This is a genomic window from Burkholderia sp. RS01 (assembly GCF_039748055.1).
Lineage (GTDB): Bacteria > Actinomycetota > Actinomycetes > Actinomycetales > Micrococcaceae > Arthrobacter.
Genome location: NZ_JBDLAK010000019.1, coordinates 81,150 through 100,706 on the forward strand (window position 1 = coordinate 81,150; position 19,557 = coordinate 100,706).

Consider the following 19,557-nt stretch of genomic DNA (forward strand, 5'->3'; position numbering starts at 1 on the left):
TAAATGCCGACGCTAGGAGTGTGGATCCATGGCAAGGCTTGTCGCTGAAATGACGATGTCCCTGGACGGCTACATCGCCCTCCCGGACGACTCCGTGAACGGCCTCTTCGACTGGTACAGCAACGGGCCGGTGGCCGTGCCCACCGCCCGGCCGGACATGACCTGGCACGTCACGGAGGCGAGCGCAGAGCACCTGCGCCGCACCATGTCCACCGCGGGCGCCCTGCTGGTGGGCCGCAGGATTTTCGACATCACGCACGGCTGGGACGGGCAGCACCCCATCAGCTGCCCCATCGTGGTGCTCAGCCACTCCGTTCCGGACGGCTGGCCCCGCGAGGGAATCCCGTACACGTTCGTCACCACCGGGTTCGCCGACGCGGTCAAGGCCGCGACGGCGCTCGCCGGCGACAAGGATGTGGGCCTGGCCGGTCCCGACGTCATCCGGCAGGCCATCGACGCCGGGCTCGTGGACGAGATCCGGGTCAACCTGGCGCCCTGGCTGCTGGGCGAGGGGATCCGCTTTTTCGACAACCTCGCCGCGGCGCCGGTGCAACTGGAGCAGACCAGGGTGATCCAGGGCGACGCCGTCACCCACCTCTACTACAGGGTCCTGCCGCGCCTCTGAAACGCCGGCGCCAGCCCGCAAACGCCGGCGCCGGTCCCCGGCCCGAGCCTCAGTCCGCAACCCGCGGCGCGATGGCGACCCCGGCTGCGGCGATCACCGCCGTCAGGGCGAAGACCCCGGCGAAGGAGGCCGCCGTTGTCGTCAGCGCGGTGAACACGATCCCGGTGGTGGCGAGCGCAAGGGCCCCGCCGAGGGAATCGGAGATGGACATCGCCGAGCTGTTGAAGCCTTCCGTGTCCGGCGTGGAGAGGGCGAGGGTCATGACGCTCAGCCGCGGGTACATCAGTCCCATGCCGCCGCCGGCGAGTATCCAGCCGAAGATCGCGACGGCGGCCGGCCAGGCGAAGGCTGTGGTCACCAGGGCCAGGACGATCGCGGCGAACACCAGCAGCGCGCCGATCCGGACCGCGACGGGACTGCCCAGCCGCCCGCCGAGGCGCCCCTGGATCCCGGAGGCCGCGGCCCAGGCGAGCGCGCCGCCGGTCAGGGTGAGGCCGGCGAACGTGGGCGAGAAAGCGTAGCGTTCCACGAGCAGGTAGGGCAGGTAGACCTCGGCCCCGAAGAAGGCGGCGGACGCGAGCCCGCGGGTGAGGATCACGCTGGGCAGCCCGCGGCGGGCGGTCAGGGTCCCCCGCGGCACCAGCGGCCTGACGGCCAGCAGCGCAACCACGACGGCGGCCCCCGCCACGAGCGGGCCGGCCACCGGTATCCCGGAGGACAGGTTCAGGCCCAGCACCGCCAGCGCGGCGAGCGCAGCCCAGGCCAGCCGCCCGATGGCCCACGGTGCCGGCCGGTCCTCGGGGCCGGACCGGACCCTGCGCAGCGCCGGAACCAGCATGGCCAGCGCCGGCAGCACAAGCACCACGACGCCGAGGAACACCCAGTGCCAGCTCGCCAGCTGCGCCACGAGCCCGGCGGCGAACGAGCCCACGAGGGACGGGACGACCCAAGCGGCGGAGAAGGCGGCGAAGATCTTAGCGTGCAGGACGGCAGGATAGGCGCGGGCCACCACCACGTACAGGGCCACGGTCATGGCGCCGCCGCCCAGCCCCTGGACCAGGCGACCCGCCACCAGGACGGCCATGCTTCCGGCCGTGCCCGCCACCAGCAGGCCCAGGGCAAAGACGGCAACCGAGACATACAGCGGCGCCACGGGACCGCGGCGGTCGGACCAGTTCCCGGCGCCCACCATGCCGATCACGCCGGTGGCCAGCGGGCCGGCGAAGGCGAGCGCGTACAGGGCGGCTCCGCCGAGCTCGCGGCTCACCACCGGCATGATGGTGGTCACGGCAAGGGATTCAAAAGCCGCCAGGAACACCAGCGCGCACGCGCCAACGGTCACCAGGAGGTAGGGGCGCTGGAGGATCCCGGCGGTTGGCGGGGCGGGAAGCGGCGGAGCGGATTCGTGCACGGCGGCCTGATCGGTAGTCATGGAAGCAACCGTAAAACCTCAACTAAGGTTGAGGTCAAGGCTGCGCCTCGAGGAGGGGCGGGCGGTCATAGGGCTGGTCACGGGCGGGCGGTCACGGTAGGCGACGGTACCGGCCGGCGCCGTCGCTGGAGCTAGGGGGACAGCATGCCACACGAGGCGGGCGCAACGCACCCGGCCCTGACCATCGGCGAGCTGTCAGCGCGAAGCGGCGTGGCGCCGTCGGCCCTTCATTTCTACGAACGCAACGGGCTCATCACCTCGGAACGTACCCCGGGCAACCAGCGCCGCTACGGCCGGGACGTGCTGCGCCGTGTGGCGTTCATCCGCGTCTCGCAGCGCGTGGGAATTCCGCTCAAGGACATCCGCACGGCATTGGATTCGCTGCCGGAGGGCCGCACTCCCAACAAGCGCGACTGGTCCAGGCTCTCGAGGCTGTGGCGCTCTGAACTGGACGCCCGCATCGAGGCCCTGCACCACCTGCGGCAAGACCTGGACGGGTGCATCGGCTGCGGCTGCCTCAGCCTCAAGGCCTGCCGGCTGCAGAATCCGGCCGATGAACTCGGCACCGGGGGTTCCGGCCCGCGCCGCTGGGAACCCGACCCCGGCACCTGACCCCACGCCCCGGCCGCACGCCCCGGCACCGCCGCGGCCGCCGCACGCCCCACGCCCCCTCCCAAGTAGGTAGCAGCACACGCGGTTCCCAGCGCTGAGAAGCGCGTCAGCTGCTACCCAGCTGGGCGGATCCGGCAGCAACGACGACGGCGCCGCTCGCCGTTGAGTCCGGGTTCAGGATCCAGCCCACCCGCTTGACGGTTGTCAGCATGACGACGCTTTCGACCAGTTCGATGCCGGGGACCTTCTGCTGCAGGGCAAGTTCGGCATCCATCACGTCGGCCAGGGTCTGGAGCCACATGATGATCACGAAGTTCGTGGGCCCCGTGGTTGAGGCGCTCAGCCGCACGTTCCGAATGGTCCGGAGGGCGGCCGCGGCGGCTTCGTGCTGCCCGGCCGGGACGTTGACGAACCACTGGCACGTCACGGGAAAGGCCGAATACCTTTGCGCAATCTCGCACCGCATGGACAGGATCCCGCTGGCCAGCACGCGGTTCAGCTGCCGCTGGACCGTTGCCGGGCTGCGGCCGAGCGCACGAGCGATGTCGGCCGCCGTCGCACGCCCGTCCTTGGCGAGGAACGGCAGCAGGGCCAGGTGGCTCGCGGGCAGCGGCGCCTGCACGGCGTCGGGACGCTCGGGCTCCGCGGGCCCGGGTTTCGCGAGTGCCCTGAAGGATGCCTGCTGCACACGGCTCAGCACGTTCAGCCGCCAGGAATCACCGCCGGTGTGCAGCCTCGTGCACAGTGACGTCTGGTATTTGAGCAGGCCGTCAATGTCCTTCAGCCGGGAGACCACGTTGGTGCTGAACTCCTCCAGCGATCCCGTGATGACGGTCAGCATGAGGTCCCGGTTGCTTGCGGCCTCTTCCACCGTGACGATCTCCGGCATCGCGGCGAGCCGGGCCGTGACGTCCTCCCGGCGGTTCATCTCGCAGTCCACGGCCACGAACGCGAGGCACATCTGTTTCGGGTCACCGATCAGGTGCGCCGTGATCCAGGAGGCGCCGGCCGCCCGCAGCCGCTCCCACCGGGCCGCGAGCGTGGTGGCGTGGACGCCTAGGATCTCGGCGGCGTCGGCCCAGCTCACCCGCGGTGCGATCTGCAGGGCATGGATGAGCGCAAGGTCCTCCTCGCTGAGTTCCACGGCGATCCCTCCGTTCTGCGCGAATCCTGCGTATTCAGCACCCTAAGTGCATTTTTCCAGCACTTTGGCGGCCTGTGAAGTAGGCCACTTCAGAATAGACCCACAACGCCGGAACCACAGACGAGGAGTACACGTGCCGATTGCCGCAGACGCCCGGGAGATGCAGGGCGATATTGCCCGGCTCCGCCACGACCTGCACCGGGGGCCGGAGATCGGCCTCCACTTGCCGCGGACCCAGGAAAAGGTCCTGCAGGCCCTGGACGGCCTGCCGTACGAAATCACGCTGGGCAAGGACACGACGTCGGTCACCGCCGTCCTGCGCGGCGGGGCGACGGGCGGCGCCGCGAACGTGACGCCGGGCAGCGCCCCGGCGGTGCTCCTCCGCGCCGACATGGACGGGCTGCCCGTCCAGGAGAAGACAGGCGTGGACTACACCTCCACGGTCGACGGCGCCATGCACGCGTGCGGCCACGACCTCCACACGTCCATGCTCGCCGGCGCGGCTACGCTTCTCGCGGAACGCCGGCACCGGCTGGCCGGCGACGTGGTGCTGATGTTCCAGCCGGGCGAGGAGGGCTTCGACGGCGCCAGCTACATGATCCGGGAAGGCGTGCTGGATGCCTCCGGCCGGCGCGTGGACGCCGCCTACGGCATGCACGTGTTTTCCTCCCTTGAGCCGCACGGCACGTTCTGCACCAAGCCGGGCGTCATGCTCAGCGCCTCGGACGGCCTGGTTGTCACGGTGCTGGGCGCCGGCGGCCACGGCTCCACCCCGCACGCGGCCAAGGACCCCGTCACCGCGGCCGCGGAAATGGTGACCGCCCTGCAGGTCATGGTCACCCGCCAGTTCAACATGTTTGATCCCGTGGTCCTGTCCGTGGGCGTGCTGCAGGCCGGCACCAAGCGCAACGTCATCCCGGAGACCGCCCGCATCGAGGCCACCATCCGGACCTTCTCCGACGAATCCCGGCAGCGGATGATGGACTCCGTGCCCCGGCTGCTCCAGGGAATCGCGGCCGCGCACGGCCTCGACGTCCACGTGGACTACCAGCAGGAGTATCCGCTCACCATCACGGACGAGGCCGAGACGCACACGGCGGAAACCGTCATCGCCAGGCTCTTCGGCGAATCGAGGCTGTCGCGGTGGGCCACCCCGCTGGGCGGCTCGGAGGACTTCTCCCGCGTTCTCGCCGAGGTGCCGGGCACGTTCATCGGCCTGAGCGCTGTGCCTCCCGGCACAGACCACGCCACCTCGCCTTTCAACCACTCACCGTACGCAACGTTCGACGACGGCGTGCTGGCTGACGGGGCCGCTCTCTATGCGGAACTCGCCATCTCGCGCCTGGCATCACTGGCCGCCCAGGCCCCCGCATCCACTGCAACCGCCGCTTCCTAGCCCACCCACCACAGGGAGAAATCCATGACCGCCATCATCAACCCGCAGCGCGCGGACCGGATGTCCACCGCGAAGACCATCGTCGGCACCGGCATCGGCAACGCCGTCGAGTGGTACGACTGGGCCATCTACGCGACCTTCACGCCCTTCATCGCCAGCCAGCTCTTCAGCAAGTCGGATCCCGCATCAGCCGTGCTGTCCACCCTGGCGATTTTCGCCGTCGGCTTCGTGGCCCGCCCGTTCGGCGGGTTCCTCTTCGGCTGGATCGGCGACAGGGTGGGCCGCAAGGCCTCCATGACGCTCGCCGTCGGGCTCGCCTCGCTGGGAAGCCTGATGATCGGCGTCGCGCCGACGTTCGCCGCGGTCGGCGCGTGGGCGTCGCTCATGCTGCTGGTGGCCCGGCTGGTGCAGGGCCTGGCCCACGGCGGTGAGCTGCCGTCGTCGCAGACCTATCTCTCGGAGATGGCGCCCAAGGAGCACCGCGGATTCTGGGCCACGCTGATCTACACGTCCGGCACCGTGGGCATCCTGTTCGGCACGCTGCTGGGCGCCGTCCTGAACATGGCGCTGAGCACCGAGGTCATGAACGCCTGGGGCTGGCGGATCCCATTCCTGATCGGCGCCGCGATGGGCCTGTACGCGCTGATCATGCGCTCGAAGCTGCACGAGACGGACGTCTTCGAGGGGGAGACCGCCACGGAGAAGCGCGCGCCCATCTGGCCGCAGATTGTCCGATACCGCAAGCAGGCCCTGCAGGTGATCGGCCTGACGGTTGGCCTCACCGTGATCTATTACATCTGGGGCGTGGTGGCCCCCAGCTATGCCACAACCGCGTTGAAGATTGACCGCGGAGAAGCACTGTGGGCCGGCGTCATCGGCAACATCGTGTTCATTGCCGCCTTGCCGTTCTGGGGCAAGCTCTCAGACCGGATCGGCCGCAAGAAGGTGCTGTGGGCCGGGGCCATCGGAGCCGCCGTCATGCACTTCCCCATGACCTGGCTGCTGAAGGACTCTGCCTGGCAGCTGGCGGTGAGCATGTCCGTGATGCTCATCTTCATCGCCGCGAGCGCCGCCATTGTGCCCGCCGTCTACGCGGAGCTGTTCCCCACGAGCATCCGGACCGTGGGCGTGGGCGTGCCGTATTCCATCTGCGTGGCGCTGTTCGGCGGGACCGCTCCGTACCTGCAGCAGTGGCTCGGCACCACACTCCAGCTGCCCAACCTGTTCAACGTGTACGCGGTGGCGCTGCTGGCCGTGAGCGCGGTGTTCATCTTCACCATTCCCGAGACCAAGGGCAAGGACCTGACGCGCTGACCCGTCCCGTCCGGCCCGGCCCGGTTCCGGCCCGGTTCCGGCCCGGTTCCGGCCCGGTTGAGCTATCAGTTGTTGCGGTTCTGGAGGCTCAAAACAGCAACAACTGATAGCTCAACGCGTTGGTGGAGGGGCGCGGCGTGCAGTCAGCCGCCGATGTAGCGGTTCCGGCCCGCGCGGTACCCGAAGACCGCGGCCAGCGCGCCCACCCCCAGGAACAGCACCCCGGCGGCCGCAAACGATCCCGTGGCCTGGTGCAGCTGGCCCACCATGAGCGTTCCGGTGGAGCCCAGCCCGTAGCCCACGCCCTGCATCATGCCGGAGAGGTGGGCGGCGGTGTGGCCGTCGCGGGTGCGGAGCATGATCATGGTCAGGGCTACGGCCGTGAGGCTGCCCTGCCCCAGTCCCAGCAGCCCGGTCCACAGCCAGATCAGCTCCGGCGGGCCGAAGATGCTCAGCGCGAAGCCGCCACCGGTCATAAGCGCCACCACCGTGTTGATCGCCCGCTGGTCCCGGAACCGCGCGGCGAGGGCGGGGGCGAAGAGCGAGCCGAGCATCTGCAGCACGATCGACGCCGACACGATCAGGCCGGCCGTGCCGCCGTCCACGCCGCGCTCGCGCAGGATCGGCGCCAGCCAGGCAAAAACGCTGAAGGACATCATGGCCTGCAGCACCATGAAAATCGTGACCTGCCAGGCAACGGCGGAACGCCACACGTTCACGCCGTCCCGGACGGCCTGGTGCCGCCCGTGCCGCTGCCGCGCGGCAACCGGGAGGAACAGCAACAGCACGACGGCGGCCGGCGCCGCCCAGAACCACAGCGCCGAAACCCAGTGCCCCGTCGCGGTGAAGATGGGGTAGGTGAACCCGGCGCCCAGGGCTGCGGAGGCGCAAATGGCGGTGGTGTACAGGCCGCCCATCAGTCCCAGCCGGTGCGGAAAGTCGCGTTTCACGAGCCCGGGCAGCAGCACGTTGCAGAGCGCGATCGCCGCGCCGCACGCTGCCGTTCCGGCGAGCAGGGCCGGCAGATGGCCGGCGCCGGGGACGTCCGTGGGGCGGAGGAGGAGGCCGGCGGTCAGGACAGCCATCGCGCCGAACAGCACGCGCTCGGCGCCGAACCGGCGCGCCAGGACCGGGGCGAGCGGCGCGAACACTCCCAGCAGTGTCACCGGCACGGTGGTGAGCACCACCACCGCCCAGCCCGGCAGGCCGACGTCGGCCGTCACCTCCGGAAGCACGGCCGAAAAGCTGGAGAACACCGTCCGCAGGTTCAGCCCGATCAGCACCAGGCACAGTCCGAGGTACACCAGCGCTCGGCGGCTGCCGACGCGGGTGGGCCCGGCCGCCGGAACGTCGTCGATCTCGGCGTCTACAAGGGCGGACAGCGACGGGGCCGAGACAGACGGGGCTTCCGTGCGGGGCGTGCTGGCGGACCGCGGATTTTCAGTAGGCGTCACAGTGCCCATTCTGGCAGGACGCCGCGCAGCCCCGGGCCACCGGCCTGCTGCTTTCCCCTCCGCGGCGCGTCACCGTGCCCAGAGCGGCCAGAGCCGTTCGGCCTTGCGCCTGACCTCCGAGTAGGGAACTTCCGCGCTCTTGGCTTGCGCGAAGATGCTCAGGCCCACCATCGACGTCGCGAGGGCACGGACCGTGTGGAAACGGTTTTCAAACAGGCTCCGTTCACTGATCCACGACACCGCGTCCGCTTCCGGTTTCCACACGGCGGTGTATCTTGCCGCCGCGACGGGCAACTGGTCCGGAGTGCTCCCCGCGGCGCTGATGCACTGATCGAGCGTCATGGCCGACTCCATGGCGCCGTTCACGCCCTGTCCGATGGGCGGGTAGGGGGCCGCCGCGTCGCCGATCAGCACGGCTTTGCCGCCGTGGAACTGCGAGCAGTTCAGGCTGCGTCCGATGTGATAGCACGTCCGCTGCGCGAAGGCCTCGACCTGCCCGTCACCGGCGAACTCGAGAACGCGCGGGCAGCGTTCCCGCAGGAAGCGCCGGGCTTCGTCGGCCGAGGAGAATTTGATTTCCTTCTTCGTCCCGACGGCGCAGAACCATCTGGCGGAAGGGGACCCTTCGTCACCCTTGATGGCTCCGGCAACGCAGAAGGGGCGCGTCGACAGACCGTGCAGGTAGTTCTCGTCCAGGCGGTTTCCCACCTTGTCGAGTTCGATCATGGTGCAGTAGTTGGGGAAGGATTTGGCCGTGACGGTGAACCCGGCGATCTGCTCCTGGAGGGCCGCGCGGATTGTGGAACCGGCCCCGTCAGCGCCGACGATGAGGTCAAACGTCCTCGTCGTCGGGAGCTCGGACTTGGCTGCCACCGTCAGGGATCCGGATGACGGGTCCGCGCTTTCCACGCGCGTCTCGAACTCCGTGGTCACCAGGTCACCGTATTTTTCGAGGACGGCCATGAGTGCGCGGAGAATGTCGCCCCGCGATCCGGTCCATCCGGGGAGGGTCCATTCCTCCGTTCCCCTGCCAGGGATCTTGAGGCCCTTGAACCTGATCATTCTGTCGTCGAACTCGCCGCAGGCATCAATGTGCCGCAGTGCCTTCAGCCCGTGCCCGGAGATGTCGATGGTGTAGGAACGGTCCGGGTTGAAGCGCGGGGCGGCGTCGGGATGGACGTCACGCTCGAAAACTGTTGAGCTGAGTCCGCGGCGGGCCAGCGCAATCGCGAGCACCAGCCCGGACGGACCTCCCCCCAGGATCGCGATGGTTCCGGCATTTTCCTTTGTCCCTGGCTCGGGCGTTGATGATTCCATGGCATGTCCTGAAGGCCCGGTGATATGGAATGGTCGGCTGCCTGACGGGACTGCTGGTCTCCGGACACGGACAGCCATAAGCGTGGGCCGGTGAGCGGCCGGCCGCTGGGATAGCAACACTTTACGCTTGCAGGGTTGGGCGGGGAACCGCCATTTGGACGCCGCCCGTCCCGGTATTCTGGAGGGGATGAGTGAATCCCCGGAATCCCCCCAGCCGCCCGAAAACCAGCAGCCCGCAAACCCGAACCAGCCCCGGCCCGTCACCCCCGGCAGCCAGGCATCCTTCGGCACCTACGGCGGGCGGCCGGTCAGCTTTGTGCGCCGCGGAACCCGGCTCCAGGGACGCCGCCAGGCTGCTTGGGAGGCGCACTCGGACCGCTGGGCGGTGGACGTTCCGCGGCACGTTGCGAACACGTCCGTGCACCCGGACTACACGTTCGACGCCGAGGCCGAGTTCGGCCGCACGGCGCCGCTGATCGTCGAGATCGGCTCGGGCCTTGGGGACGCCATCTGCCACGCCGCCGAGCAGAACCCGGAGCAGGATTTCCTGGCCGTTGAGGTCTACACGCCCGGGCTGGCCAACACGATGATCAAGATCAACAGCCGCGGACTCACCAACGTCCGGGTCGTGGAGGCCAACGCCCCTGAGGTCCTGGCCACCATGCTGCCGCCGGGATCCGTCAGCGAACTGTGGATCTTCTTCCCCGATCCCTGGCACAAGTCCCGGCACCACAAGCGCCGGCTCATCCAGCCCGAGTTCGCCGACCTCGCCGCAAGGGCGATCAAGCCGGGCGGCCTCTGGCGGATCGCCACGGACTGGTCCAACTATGCGGTGCACGTCCGCGACGTCCTCGCCGGCTCCGCCGCCTTTGAGAACCTGCACGACGGCGAGCGCCGCGGTCCGGAGAGCCCCCTCACCCACGTCTGGCAGAGCGGCGTCGAATCGCTCGTGGGCGGGGCACCGGTGAAGGAAGGCCGCGCCCCGGTGAGCACGGAGCACACCGGCCCCAACGAGGGCATTGACGAAACCGGCGGGTGGGCGCCGCGGTTCGAGGGCCGCATCCGCACCAGCTTCGAGAGCAAGGCGCACGAGGCCGGACGGTTGATCTTCGACCTCTGCTACCGGCGGCTCTAGCCGGGCCGGCAACCCGGTCAGGAGCCTGCCGCAGTTGCTCGCTCTGACGTCTGTTCCGGAACCCGGTCCCGTGGCACGATAAACGTGTGGCGGGTAGCCGCGGGAGATGCACGGAGCGTGCCGGCGCAAAGGAACGATCATCAAACGAGAACTGAGAAGCGCAGCGGACAAGGCCGAGGATGCCACGAATTCGCCCGCGCTCGAGATGCTGGCCAGGGCAGGATTTGCCGTCAGCGGCGTCCTGCATTTCCTGATCGGAACGATCGCCATCGGACTGGCCACCGGAAAGGGCGGCCGGGCCGATGTCAGCGGCGCAGTCGGGCAGCTGGCCAGCCAGCCTTTCGGGCCTGTGCTTCTCTGGGGCAGCTTCGCGGCGTGCGTGGCCCTGGCCCTGTGGCAGACCAGTGACGCCGTTTTCGACTTCGAGCACCTGCCGGCAAAGGACAAAACGGCCAAGAAACTCAAGGCCGCGCTGCAGGCCGCTGTTTACGCCGGCCTCGCCTTCACTATGGCAGCCTACGCACGCGGCGCAGGCCAGGACAACAGGGAGTCCGCCAGCGACATGACCGTCACCCTGCTGAAAGCGCCGGGCGGCGTCCTGCTCCTGGTGCTGATCGGAGCGGCCGTGGCCATCACAGGGATCATCTACGCGATCCGTGGGTTCAAGAAGTCCTTTGAGAAGCACATCAACATGCCCGGCTCGGCCAACGCACGGACGGCCGTGACCGCGCTGGGCGTCGCCGGGTATGTGGCCAAGGGCGTGGCCCTCTTCGTGACCGGCCTGCTGGTGGTCATCGCCTCCGTCACGGCACATCCGGAGGAATCGACGGGACTCGACGGCGGGCTCAAGGCGCTGCGTGAGCAGCCGTTCGGAATCTATGTCCTGGCCGCCGTCGGCGTCGGACTCATCTGCTACGGCGTGTACATGGTGGTGCGGGCGAAACTGGCACGGATGTAGTCAGGCCCGCTCAGCCACCCGGCACGGCCACGACGGCTATGGTCTGCTGCCGGTCGTTCCGTAGCTCCACGCTGGCGATGCTCGTGTACTGAACAGGCGTGGCACTCGTGACCTTGACCCGGCCGCTGGGTGTCGCCATCCAGGCGCAGGCGCGGTCCTCGGCCCCGGTGCGGTCCTTCACCCAGAGCGACAGCTTTCCGTCCTGCGGCAGCCTCCGTCCGTCCACGTCCAACTCAGTGCCCCACGTCTTCTTCACCATGCCCACGGTGACCTGGATGCCGGTGTCCGCCTGCACGGAATAGCTCGCGTCCAGTTTCTTCGCCGGGTCCAGAAGCGGCGCGGCCGCGAAGCCCAGGGCAAGGCAGGCGGCAGCGACCCCGCCGATCAGGGCCGCGATCCGCCGTCGGGAAGTCCGACGTCGGGCGGCCAGTTCGTCGAAGACGGGCTGCGGAACGCTGGCCGCCGGTTCCCCGGTACCGGGGGTCGAGCCGGGCCCCCGGTACGCAGGGACGGCGAGCGCCACGGCGTCGGGCACCGGCACGGCGGCCAGCAGCCCGGGAAGGCTTTTCAGATCCGCCAGTTCGCGGCGGCACAGGCCGCATTGCTGGAGATGGTCCTCGAAGCGCGTCTTGTCCGCGTTATCCAGTCCTCCCAGCAGGTATGCCCCCAGCAACTCATGGAGTTCCTTGCCGTTCACCGTTCCACACCCATTTCATCAAGAATTGTCCGCAGGGCCTTCACCGCATAGAAGGCCCTCGATTTAACCGTGCCGCTCGGAATGTTGAGCTGGACTGCGGCCTCGCTCACCGTGAAACGCCGGTAGTGCAGCGCCACCAGCACATCGCGGTGCTCCGCACTCAACCGGAGCAGCGCCTCCTCCATCAGCACCCTGTTCAACAGCTCATCGACCCGGCCGGTGACCTCCGCCGGGTCCGCCAGGTCCCGGTCATCCGCCTCCTGCGGCCTGCGCTGGGATCTCCGGTAGTTGTCGATCATGACGTTCCGGGCGGTCCGGAACAGGTAGCTGCGCATGCTGCCCGTGATCTTGGGCGCCTGCTGCCAGACGCGCAGGACCGTTTCCTGCACGATGTCATCAGCCAGGTGCGGATCGCGGGAGGCGCTGAGCACGAATCGGCGCAGGGCTGTTCCGTGCTCACGGTAGATCGCGGCCACCACGTCCTCATCCAGTGGCATGACGACCTCCCTGCAGCGACACGATGAAGCCGGTTCGCGCGAACCGGTGTTCCTGGCAAATACGACGTCGGCGGCCGCTGAAAAGTTCATTTCAGACAGTCGCAAATCCTTTGAACCATTCTTCACCTTTGTGCGTCATTCCAGATAGCGCCGGTTCCCAGTCTGCCGGCCTGAGCCAAGGAGCAGCACATGAACAAGCAACTGAGCGTTGGCCTCGCAGTTCTGGCCCTTGCCGCATCGCTGACCGCCTGTGGCGGCGGATCCGGCACCTCACCCACCACGGCCGCCCCGGCGACCACAACCGCTTCACCCGCCACCAGTGCCAGCGAGTCGGCCACGTCCAGCGATTCGGCCACGGTGGACCTTAAGACGGCATCGTCCAGCGCAGGCAACATTGTGGTTGACGGCAAGGGCATGAGCGTCTACTACTTCACCAAGGACGTAAAGGACTCCGGAAAGAGCAACTGCACCGGTGACTGCCTGGTCAAGTGGCCGCCGGTCATCACCACCAACGACACCCCGAAGGTTGAAGGCGTGACCGGCAAGGTCGGAACCATCACCACGGCCGACGGCAAGAAGCAGGTGACCGTCGATGGCATGCCGGTCTACCTTTGGCAGAAGGACAAGGCCCCCGGTGACGTCACGGGCCAGGGCGTGGGCAACGTCTGGTACCTGGTGGCGCCCGACGGCACCATGATGAAGTAACAGCCAGCAATCCTGGCCGCCGGCGCCTGCCTGCAGGCGCCGGCACTACCAGCGACGCCGAGCTCCGCGCCTGCATGCGCGACGCCGACGAACTCATCGATGGCCAGTATGAGGATCATCCGCACCTGCGGCCCATAGCCAACACCCTCCTGGCATGGGCCGCAGCCCACCGGGGCGTGCAAATCCAGGGTCGTCTCGAGTAGGTCAGGGTACCGCAACGCGGGGTCACTTACGGCCCAATCGGGCGTGCCCATGCGGCCGTAAGTGACCCCGCGTTGCTATGTGGTGCGCGGATCGGGGCCACCTAGCCGGTGACGGTGAGGCTCACCAGGGTGCCGGCGCCGCCCTCTGCCAGCAGTCCGACGGCCGTGCTTGAATCGCCGGGGAACACCTGGTCCGTGATGGTGGCCAGGCCGTCCTGGGCGAAGACCTCCACCGAACAGCGGTCCAGGAACACCCGGAGCCGAAGCCGGCCGTCAAGCAGGGGAACGGCCACCCGGTCCACTGACGGGAAGGACTCGTGGAAGCCGACATTGCCCGACGCCGTCCGGTCCAGGCTGAGTTCGCCCGACGCCGCATCATAGGCCAGCACGGTCCGTTCGGACGCGCCGGCAGAGCCGCTGGCAAACCCGCCTACAGCATCCCGGTCCGCGCGGAGCACGAGGCCCACCCTGCCGGCAGCGCCGGGCCGGAATTCGGCGTCGATCCGCAGCACGTCCCCGGCGGCGGCAGCCGGAAGCCAGGTGACGCCGTCGGCCAGTTCCTGCCCGTCCACGGCGAGCAGCTCCGTGCCGGCGTCCGCCAGCGGATCCAGGGCCTCCTGCACAAGCACCGGACGCCCGCCGCGGGTTTCCAGCCGTACCTCCCGGACCAGTGACATCGCGCTGCGCCAGCCGTCCGACGGCGTGGCGGCGGCGTACTGCCAGTTGTTCATCCAGCCGATCATGAGGCGGCGGCCGCCGGGGACGTTGCTGAAGGACACGGCCGCGTAGTAGTCCCGGCCCCAGTCCAGCCAGCCGTAGTCGGCCATCCGGCTGTCGCCGGCCTGCGGGCCTTCGGTGACGGTGGTTTCGGAACGGAACGCCACGCCGTCGAACGTTCCGATGAAGTACTGGCCGCCTGAACCGCCGGCGATTCCGCCGGGGCTCAGGTTGACCACCAGCACCCACCGGGTGTTCTGCGCGTCGCCGTCCACGGGCAGTTCGAACAGATCCGGGCACTCCCAGACGCCGTCGGTGGCGTTTGCCGGGCCGAAGGTGCTGAGGTACTCCCAGGACTTCAGGTCCGGGGACTTGTAGAGGACCACTTCATGCTTGAGTGCCTCGACGGCGACCATCACCCAGTAGCCACCGGCCGCGCCGTCGTACCAGAAGACCTTCGGGTCCCGGAAGTCCGCGGACTCCCGGTCCAGCACCGGGTTGCCCGCGAACTTCGTCCAGGTGGCGCCGTCGTCCGTGCTGTAGGCGAGGGACTGCGCCTGCCGGCCCGCGAGCGGGGAGGCTGGCGAATAGGCGCTGGTGTAGATGGCCACGAGCGGCGGCACTCCCTCCACACCGAACCCGCTGGTGTTGCGGACATCCACCACGGCGGAGCCGGAGAAGATGGCCTCCTGCTCGTCGCAGGGGATGGCGACGGGCTGTTCGTCCCAGTGCAGCAGATCGGCCGAGGTCGCGTGGCCCCAGGACATGTTGCCCCAGACGTCGGCATGCGGGTTGTGCTGGTAGAAGAGGTGGTACACGCCGTTGGAGTACACGAGGCCGTTGGGATCGTTCAGCCAGTTGCGTTCCGCGGCGTAGTGCCATTTGGGCCGGTACCGGCAGTCGATCTCGGCGGTGGTGTTCAGGGAAGTCATGGTTCGCTTTCGAACTAGAAACGGAATCAGCCTTTGACACCGCTGGAGGCGATGCTGTTGATGAAGGAGCGCTGGAACGCGATGAACAGGATCACCACGGGCACCGTAATCAGGGACGCGTAGGCCATCACTTCGCCCCAGGAGACGTTGAGCTGGAAGAAGTACTGGATGCCGATCATCACCGGGCGCAGTTCCTCGGACTGGACCACCATGAGCGGCCAGAGGTAGGAGTTCCAGGCAGGCAGGAACGTCAGGATGGCCACGGTGGCGGTGGCGGGGCCGGCGAGCGGCATGACCACCTGGCGGTAGATCTTGAACCAGCCGGCGCCGTCGATCCTGGCGGCCTCGTCGAGTTCCTTCGGGATGGACTCGAAGTACTGGTGGTAGAGGTAGATGGAGAACGCGTTCGCAATGAACGGGATGATCTGGACCTGGTAGGTGTCCAGCCAGCCCTTCGAAACCTCCAGGCTGAACCCGTTGAGCTCGAAGTACGGCAGCTGGTTCACCCACCAGACCAAGGGGAGGGCCAGCGTCTGGAACGGCACAATCAGCGTGGCCAGGATGGCCGTGAACACGACGCGCTTGCCGCGGACCTCCATGCGGGACAGGCCGAAGGCGCACAGGCTGTTGATGAAGATTCCGAGCACCACGGTGACGGCAGAGACGCCGATGGAGTTGATCAGGAAGCGGGCTGCCGGGACGCGGTCGAACACCGCGGTGTAGTTGTCCAGCGAGATGTTGCCGATCGGCAGGAACGCCGAGACGGAGGACATGTCACCGAAGATCTGCTGGTCCGGCTTGAGCGAGGACACCAGCATGAAGACGATGGGGAACGCGGCGACGGCGGCGAACACGATGCGCACCAGCATGGTGCCGAACGAGCTGAGTCGAAGTGCGTTTTTCACGTCAGTCCTTCTCTCGGGTCAGGTAGCGCTGCACCGCGGAGATCAGCAGCACGAGGACAAAGAAAACAAGGGAAATGGCCGAGGCGTACGAGGTCTCCTGCTGCTTGAAGCCGGAGCGCACCGCCTCGTAGATGATGGTGGTGGTGGAGTCGAGCGGTCCGCCCTGGGTCATCACGCTGACCTGGTCGAAGAGTCCGAGCGCCTGGATGGTGATGGTCACCAGGACCAGGCTCCGGGTGTGCTTGAGGCCAGGCCAGGTCACGTAGCGGAACTGGTGCCAGCGGCTGGCGCCGTCCAGCTGGGCGGCCTCGTACAGTTCACCGGAGATGCTCTGCAGCCCGGCGAGCCAGATGATCATGTGGAACCCGGCGGCCTGCCAGATGGACAGCGCGATGATGGCCGGCATGGCGGTGGCGGGATCGTTGAGCCAGTCAGCGCCCGGGATCAGTCCGAAGCTGAAGGTGGACAGCAGCTCGTTGATCAGCCCGTCCTTGCGGTACATGAACAGCCACAGCAGCGACACCACCACCATGGACGTGACCACGGGCAGGAAGTAGACGGTGCGGAAGAAGTTCACGCCGCGGAACTTCTTGTTGATGAGCAGCGCCATGGCCAGCGCGAGGGCAGACTGGACGGGCACCACCACGACGGCGAAGTAGCTGACGTTCAGGAGCGCGCGCCAGAACGTGGGATCGGCGAAGAGCCGGGCGAAGTTGTCCGTGCCGACGAACTCCACGGGCCGCGGGGAAATGAGGCGGGCATTGGTGAACGCCAGGCCGAAGCCGAGGATGGCGGGGAGAAACACGAAGGCGAGGAGCAGGACGGCGGCCGGCGCGATCATGCCCCAGCCGCTGAGCTGTTCGCGCAGATAGCCATGGCGCCGGTGGCGCGGGGCGGCGGGGGATGCGGACGTCGCCGGAACAGCGGGGCGTCGGGAGGGAAGCTGGGTGGTTGTCATGGGAGTCTCCGTTGACAGTCAGTGCCGGGGCACGACGACGGCGGCAGTTGCCGTCCGCCGTCGTCGTGCCGTTGGGGCGGCTGGCTAGCTCTTGTAGCCGCCGTTGGACTTGATGTTGGCGTCAATCGCCTTGACCGCCTTGTCCAGCACGGTCTTGGGGTCGGCACCGGCCAGGATGTCCTGGACCGCCTTGCCGTACTCGGTGGCGATGAACGGATAGGCGGGCGTTTCCGGCCGCATGACCGCGTAGTTGCGGGAGAATTCCATGAAGATCCGGTTGGCGCCGCCTTCGGCGAACGCCGGGAGCAGCGCCGCGGCTGCGTCGGTGGCCGGGATGGTTCCGGTGGCCTTTGCCACGGCGGCCAGGTTTTCCGGCTTCAGGGAGTAGGAAAGGTAGTCCATGGCGGCGTCGGCGTTCTTGCAGCCGCTGGTCACGCCCCACTGCCAGGAGGCGCCGCCGATCTTCGGGCCGTTGCCGAGGTCCACGGTGGGCATGACCACGAGGTCCTTGCCGAGGGCCTTCCTTGCCTTGTCAGCCGCCCACGAGCCGGTGTACAGGAGGCCGCTCTTGTTGTTCAGGAAGTCCTGGGTGGAGTCCTTGCCGCTCTTCTTGGCCATGAAGCCCTGGTCCGCCAGGCCGCGGAACCATTCGGCCCACGCGACGGCTTTATCGCCGTTAAGCGTTCCGTCCGCCGACTGGAAGCCGTCGCGGTTGATCAGGTCCGCGCCGAAGGACTGCAGGAACGGCGAGTAACCGTACGGCAGCCACTCCCCCGAGCCGGCGGTGCCCATGTCCAGCGGGTACTGCCACTTGCCCAGCGCCTTGAGCTTGGTCAGCGCATCCTGGAACTCCTCCTTGGTCCACGGCTTCTCGACCGTTGCCACGCGCACGCCGGCCGCCTTCAGGTCCGAGGCCCGGGCCATCATGGCGAGGGCGACGTCGTAGTAGCCCACGGCGTACGTTTCGCCTTCCCACTTGGCCACGGTGCTGGGCAGGTTCTTGGACAGGTCGGCCGAGAGCTTCAGCGGGGTCAGGTACTTGGCCCAGGCCCAGTTCGGCACGTTCGGTCCGTCGATGTCCACGATGCACGGAAGCTTGCCGGCCGCCGCCGCGGAGACCACGGAGTCGTTGTAGGACTCCTGCGGGAACGCCTGAACCTTGATCTGCGCTTTGGCGGCGCCGCTCTTGTTGTAGGAATCCACCACGGCTTTGATGGCCGCGAGTTCCTCCGGGTTGCCCGCGTTGTGGGTCCACATGGTGATCTCGCTGGCGTCGGACGTGGCGGAGGCGCTGCCCTTGCCGCAGGCGCCGAGGCTGCCCACGAGTGCCGCCGCGGCTATGCTGGTGGCCAGGATCCGTGTGAATCGCTTGTTCATGATGGTCCAGTCTTTCTGCTGATTTTGCGCGTGGATGATTGGCCCGGGGGTCCGGAAGGGACGCGGCCGGTGCAACGGCTGCGTCTCTTTTTTGTGCGGACGCCGGGTGGTGTAACGGTTGGCGGTTGGTACTGCCGGGCTAGGTCCCGGACCGGGGCGGCCCCACTGAACCCCGTTCAATGAGGGGGCAGGTGAGCCGTTCCTGTTCGGCCGGTGCGCCCGGAATCTCGATGTCATCGAGGATCCGGTTGACTGCCCAGCGGCCCATCTCGTAGTGCGGGAGGGCCACGGTGGTCAGCCCCGGCCACAGGGAGCCGGCGATGAGCTCAAGGTTGTCGATGCCCACGATGGAGACGTCCTCCGGGATGCGGAGCCCCAGCGCCGTTGCTGCCTGGTACGCGCCCATGGCAACCCGGTCGCTGAAGCAGAACAGCGCGGTGGGACGTCCCGGCTGGCTGAGAAGTTCCAGCGCGGCTTCACGGCCGCCGGCGGTCTCGGGCACGCCGATGACCAGGTGCCTCGGATCGTGCTCGATTCCGTGGCGCCGGAGCGCGTTGCGGAATCCGTCGAGGCGGCCGTGCGTCGCAGGGATGTCGTCCACGTTGTTGATCATGCCGATCCGCGTGTGGCCGGCCCGGATGAGGGCTTCAACCGCGGTTTCAGCGGCGTTGACCTCGTCGGGGACAACGGAGGAGACGGCAGGGTCTTCGGTGACGGCGTCCAGGAGCACGGTGGGCATGCCGGCCAGCTCCTCCGGGAGCTGCACACTCTGGTGGTACAGCCTGGCGTACACCACGCCGTCCACCTGGTGCTGTTGAAGCATGCTGATTTCGCGGTGTTCGAGCTCGCTGTCCAGGCCGGAGTTGACCACCATCATCACGTAGCCGCGCTCGTAGGCGGCGTCCTGCGCTCCGCGGATCATGGCACCGGCGAACGGAGTGGTGGTGATCTCGTCACTGACCAGGCCCAGGATCTGGGAGCGCTGGTTGCGCAGTCCGCTGGCCAACCGGTTAGGGGCGTAGCCAAGGTTCCTGGCGACGTCCCGTACGTGCTGCTGGGTTTCGGCTTTGACCCGCGAGCTGGTGGCCTCGTTCAGGGCGTGCGACACAGTGGTCACTGAGACCCCGGCAGCTTTGGCCACCTCGCGTATCCCTACTCGCGTCGTCATCGACATCCTTT

At 68.0% G+C, this 19,557-nt stretch carries 18 protein-coding genes; 7 read left to right on the plus strand and 11 right to left on the minus strand.

Translation table 11 applies throughout. The features are described 5' to 3' along the window. Positions 1 to 28 precede the first annotated feature (28 nt). Positions 29 to 625 (plus strand): dihydrofolate reductase family protein, encoded by a 597-nt coding sequence (locus ABFP37_RS17055; protein WP_347034276.1) that lies wholly within the window; start codon positions 29 to 31, stop codon positions 623 to 625. Positions 626 to 674: 49 nt separating this feature from the next. Here ABFP37_RS17055 and ABFP37_RS17060 read toward each other — a convergent pair whose 3' ends face one another. Continuing rightward, positions 675 to 2,057 (minus strand): MFS transporter, encoded by a 1,383-nt coding sequence (locus ABFP37_RS17060; protein WP_347034277.1) that lies wholly within the window; start codon positions 2,055 to 2,057, stop codon positions 675 to 677. Between the two features lie 144 nt (positions 2,058 to 2,201). Between ABFP37_RS17060 and soxR the strand changes: the two genes are divergently transcribed. Next, entirely contained in the window at positions 2,202 to 2,669 is a 468-nt protein-coding gene (soxR, locus tag ABFP37_RS17065; RefSeq protein WP_347034278.1) for a redox-sensitive transcriptional activator SoxR, read from the plus strand. Between the two features lie 106 nt (positions 2,670 to 2,775). Here soxR and ABFP37_RS17070 read toward each other — a convergent pair whose 3' ends face one another. Continuing rightward, positions 2,776 to 3,813: an Lrp/AsnC family transcriptional regulator gene (locus ABFP37_RS17070; protein ID WP_347034279.1), complete on the minus strand. Its 1,038-nt coding sequence runs from the start codon at positions 3,811 to 3,813 to the stop codon at positions 2,776 to 2,778. A gap of 133 nt (positions 3,814 to 3,946) precedes the next feature. Between ABFP37_RS17070 and ABFP37_RS17075 the strand changes: the two genes are divergently transcribed. Both ABFP37_RS17075 and ABFP37_RS17080 read left to right on the plus strand, forming a co-directional pair. Beyond that, complete coding sequence (locus ABFP37_RS17075; RefSeq protein ID WP_347034280.1) at positions 3,947 to 5,209, plus strand: M20 family metallopeptidase; 1,263 nt, start codon at positions 3,947 to 3,949, stop codon at positions 5,207 to 5,209. A gap of 24 nt (positions 5,210 to 5,233) precedes the next feature. Then, positions 5,234 to 6,523 carry an MFS transporter gene (locus tag ABFP37_RS17080; protein ID WP_347034281.1) on the plus strand — a complete coding sequence of 430 codons (1,290 nt, stop codon included), beginning with the start codon at positions 5,234 to 5,236 and terminating at the stop codon, positions 6,521 to 6,523. 143 nt (positions 6,524 to 6,666) lie between these two features. Here the strand turns inward: ABFP37_RS17080 and ABFP37_RS17085 are convergent, their stop codons facing one another. Beyond that, positions 6,667 to 7,977, minus strand: coding sequence for an MFS transporter (locus tag ABFP37_RS17085; RefSeq protein WP_347034282.1), 1,311 nt, complete (start codon positions 7,975 to 7,977; stop codon positions 6,667 to 6,669). Between the two features lie 69 nt (positions 7,978 to 8,046). After that, positions 8,047 to 9,294: an NAD(P)/FAD-dependent oxidoreductase gene (locus ABFP37_RS17090; protein WP_347034283.1), complete on the minus strand. Its 1,248-nt coding sequence runs from the start codon at positions 9,292 to 9,294 to the stop codon at positions 8,047 to 8,049. 187 nt (positions 9,295 to 9,481) lie between these two features. On the opposite strand from ABFP37_RS17090, the gene trmB reads away from it, so the two are divergent. Further along, positions 9,482 to 10,429 (plus strand): tRNA (guanosine(46)-N7)-methyltransferase TrmB, encoded by a 948-nt coding sequence (trmB, locus tag ABFP37_RS17095; protein WP_078027019.1) that lies wholly within the window; start codon positions 9,482 to 9,484, stop codon positions 10,427 to 10,429. A gap of 106 nt (positions 10,430 to 10,535) precedes the next feature. Further along, on the plus strand, positions 10,536 to 11,387 hold the full coding sequence (locus tag ABFP37_RS17100) for a DUF1206 domain-containing protein (RefSeq protein WP_347034284.1): 852 nt from the start codon (positions 10,536 to 10,538) through the stop codon (positions 11,385 to 11,387). Between the two features lie 10 nt (positions 11,388 to 11,397). On the opposite strand, the gene ABFP37_RS17105 is transcribed toward ABFP37_RS17100, so the two are convergent. Both ABFP37_RS17105 and ABFP37_RS17110 read right to left on the minus strand, forming a co-directional pair. Further along, positions 11,398 to 12,084 carry a zf-HC2 domain-containing protein gene (locus ABFP37_RS17105; protein WP_078027017.1) on the minus strand — a complete coding sequence of 229 codons (687 nt, stop codon included), beginning with the start codon at positions 12,082 to 12,084 and terminating at the stop codon, positions 11,398 to 11,400. Further along, positions 12,081 to 12,581: a sigma-70 family RNA polymerase sigma factor gene (locus tag ABFP37_RS17110; RefSeq protein ID WP_078027100.1), complete on the minus strand. Its 501-nt coding sequence runs from the start codon at positions 12,579 to 12,581 to the stop codon at positions 12,081 to 12,083. The genes ABFP37_RS17105 and ABFP37_RS17110 overlap by 4 nt, the downstream gene beginning before the upstream one ends. A gap of 189 nt (positions 12,582 to 12,770) precedes the next feature. Here ABFP37_RS17110 and ABFP37_RS17115 point away from each other — a divergent pair, with 189 nt between their 5' ends. After that, positions 12,771 to 13,286, plus strand: a complete 516-nt coding sequence (locus ABFP37_RS17115; protein ID WP_078027016.1) for a hypothetical protein — start codon at positions 12,771 to 12,773, stop codon at positions 13,284 to 13,286. A 304-nt stretch (positions 13,287 to 13,590) separates the two neighbouring features. On the opposite strand, the gene ABFP37_RS17120 is transcribed toward ABFP37_RS17115, so the two are convergent. The 5 genes from ABFP37_RS17120 to ABFP37_RS17140 all read right to left on the minus strand — a co-directional run bounded on the left by ABFP37_RS17120 (position 13,591) and on the right by ABFP37_RS17140 (position 19,546). Further along, a complete protein-coding gene (locus ABFP37_RS17120; protein ID WP_347034285.1) occupies positions 13,591 to 15,138 on the minus strand; it encodes a glycoside hydrolase family 32 protein in 1,548 nt (515 codons plus the stop codon). Between the two features lie 26 nt (positions 15,139 to 15,164). Beyond that, on the minus strand, positions 15,165 to 16,043 hold the full coding sequence (locus ABFP37_RS17125) for a carbohydrate ABC transporter permease (RefSeq protein WP_347034286.1): 879 nt from the start codon (positions 16,041 to 16,043) through the stop codon (positions 15,165 to 15,167). Position 16,044: 1 nt separating this feature from the next. Next, positions 16,045 to 17,001 (minus strand): sugar ABC transporter permease, encoded by a 957-nt coding sequence (locus tag ABFP37_RS17130; protein ID WP_347034287.1) that lies wholly within the window; start codon positions 16,999 to 17,001, stop codon positions 16,045 to 16,047. Positions 17,002 to 17,085: 84 nt separating this feature from the next. After that, entirely contained in the window at positions 17,086 to 18,378 is a 1,293-nt protein-coding gene (locus tag ABFP37_RS17135) for a sugar ABC transporter substrate-binding protein (RefSeq protein WP_347034288.1), read from the minus strand. Positions 18,379 to 18,517: 139 nt separating this feature from the next. Further along, positions 18,518 to 19,546 (minus strand): LacI family DNA-binding transcriptional regulator, encoded by a 1,029-nt coding sequence (locus ABFP37_RS17140; protein WP_347034289.1) that lies wholly within the window; start codon positions 19,544 to 19,546, stop codon positions 18,518 to 18,520. Positions 19,547 to 19,557 lie beyond the last annotated feature (11 nt).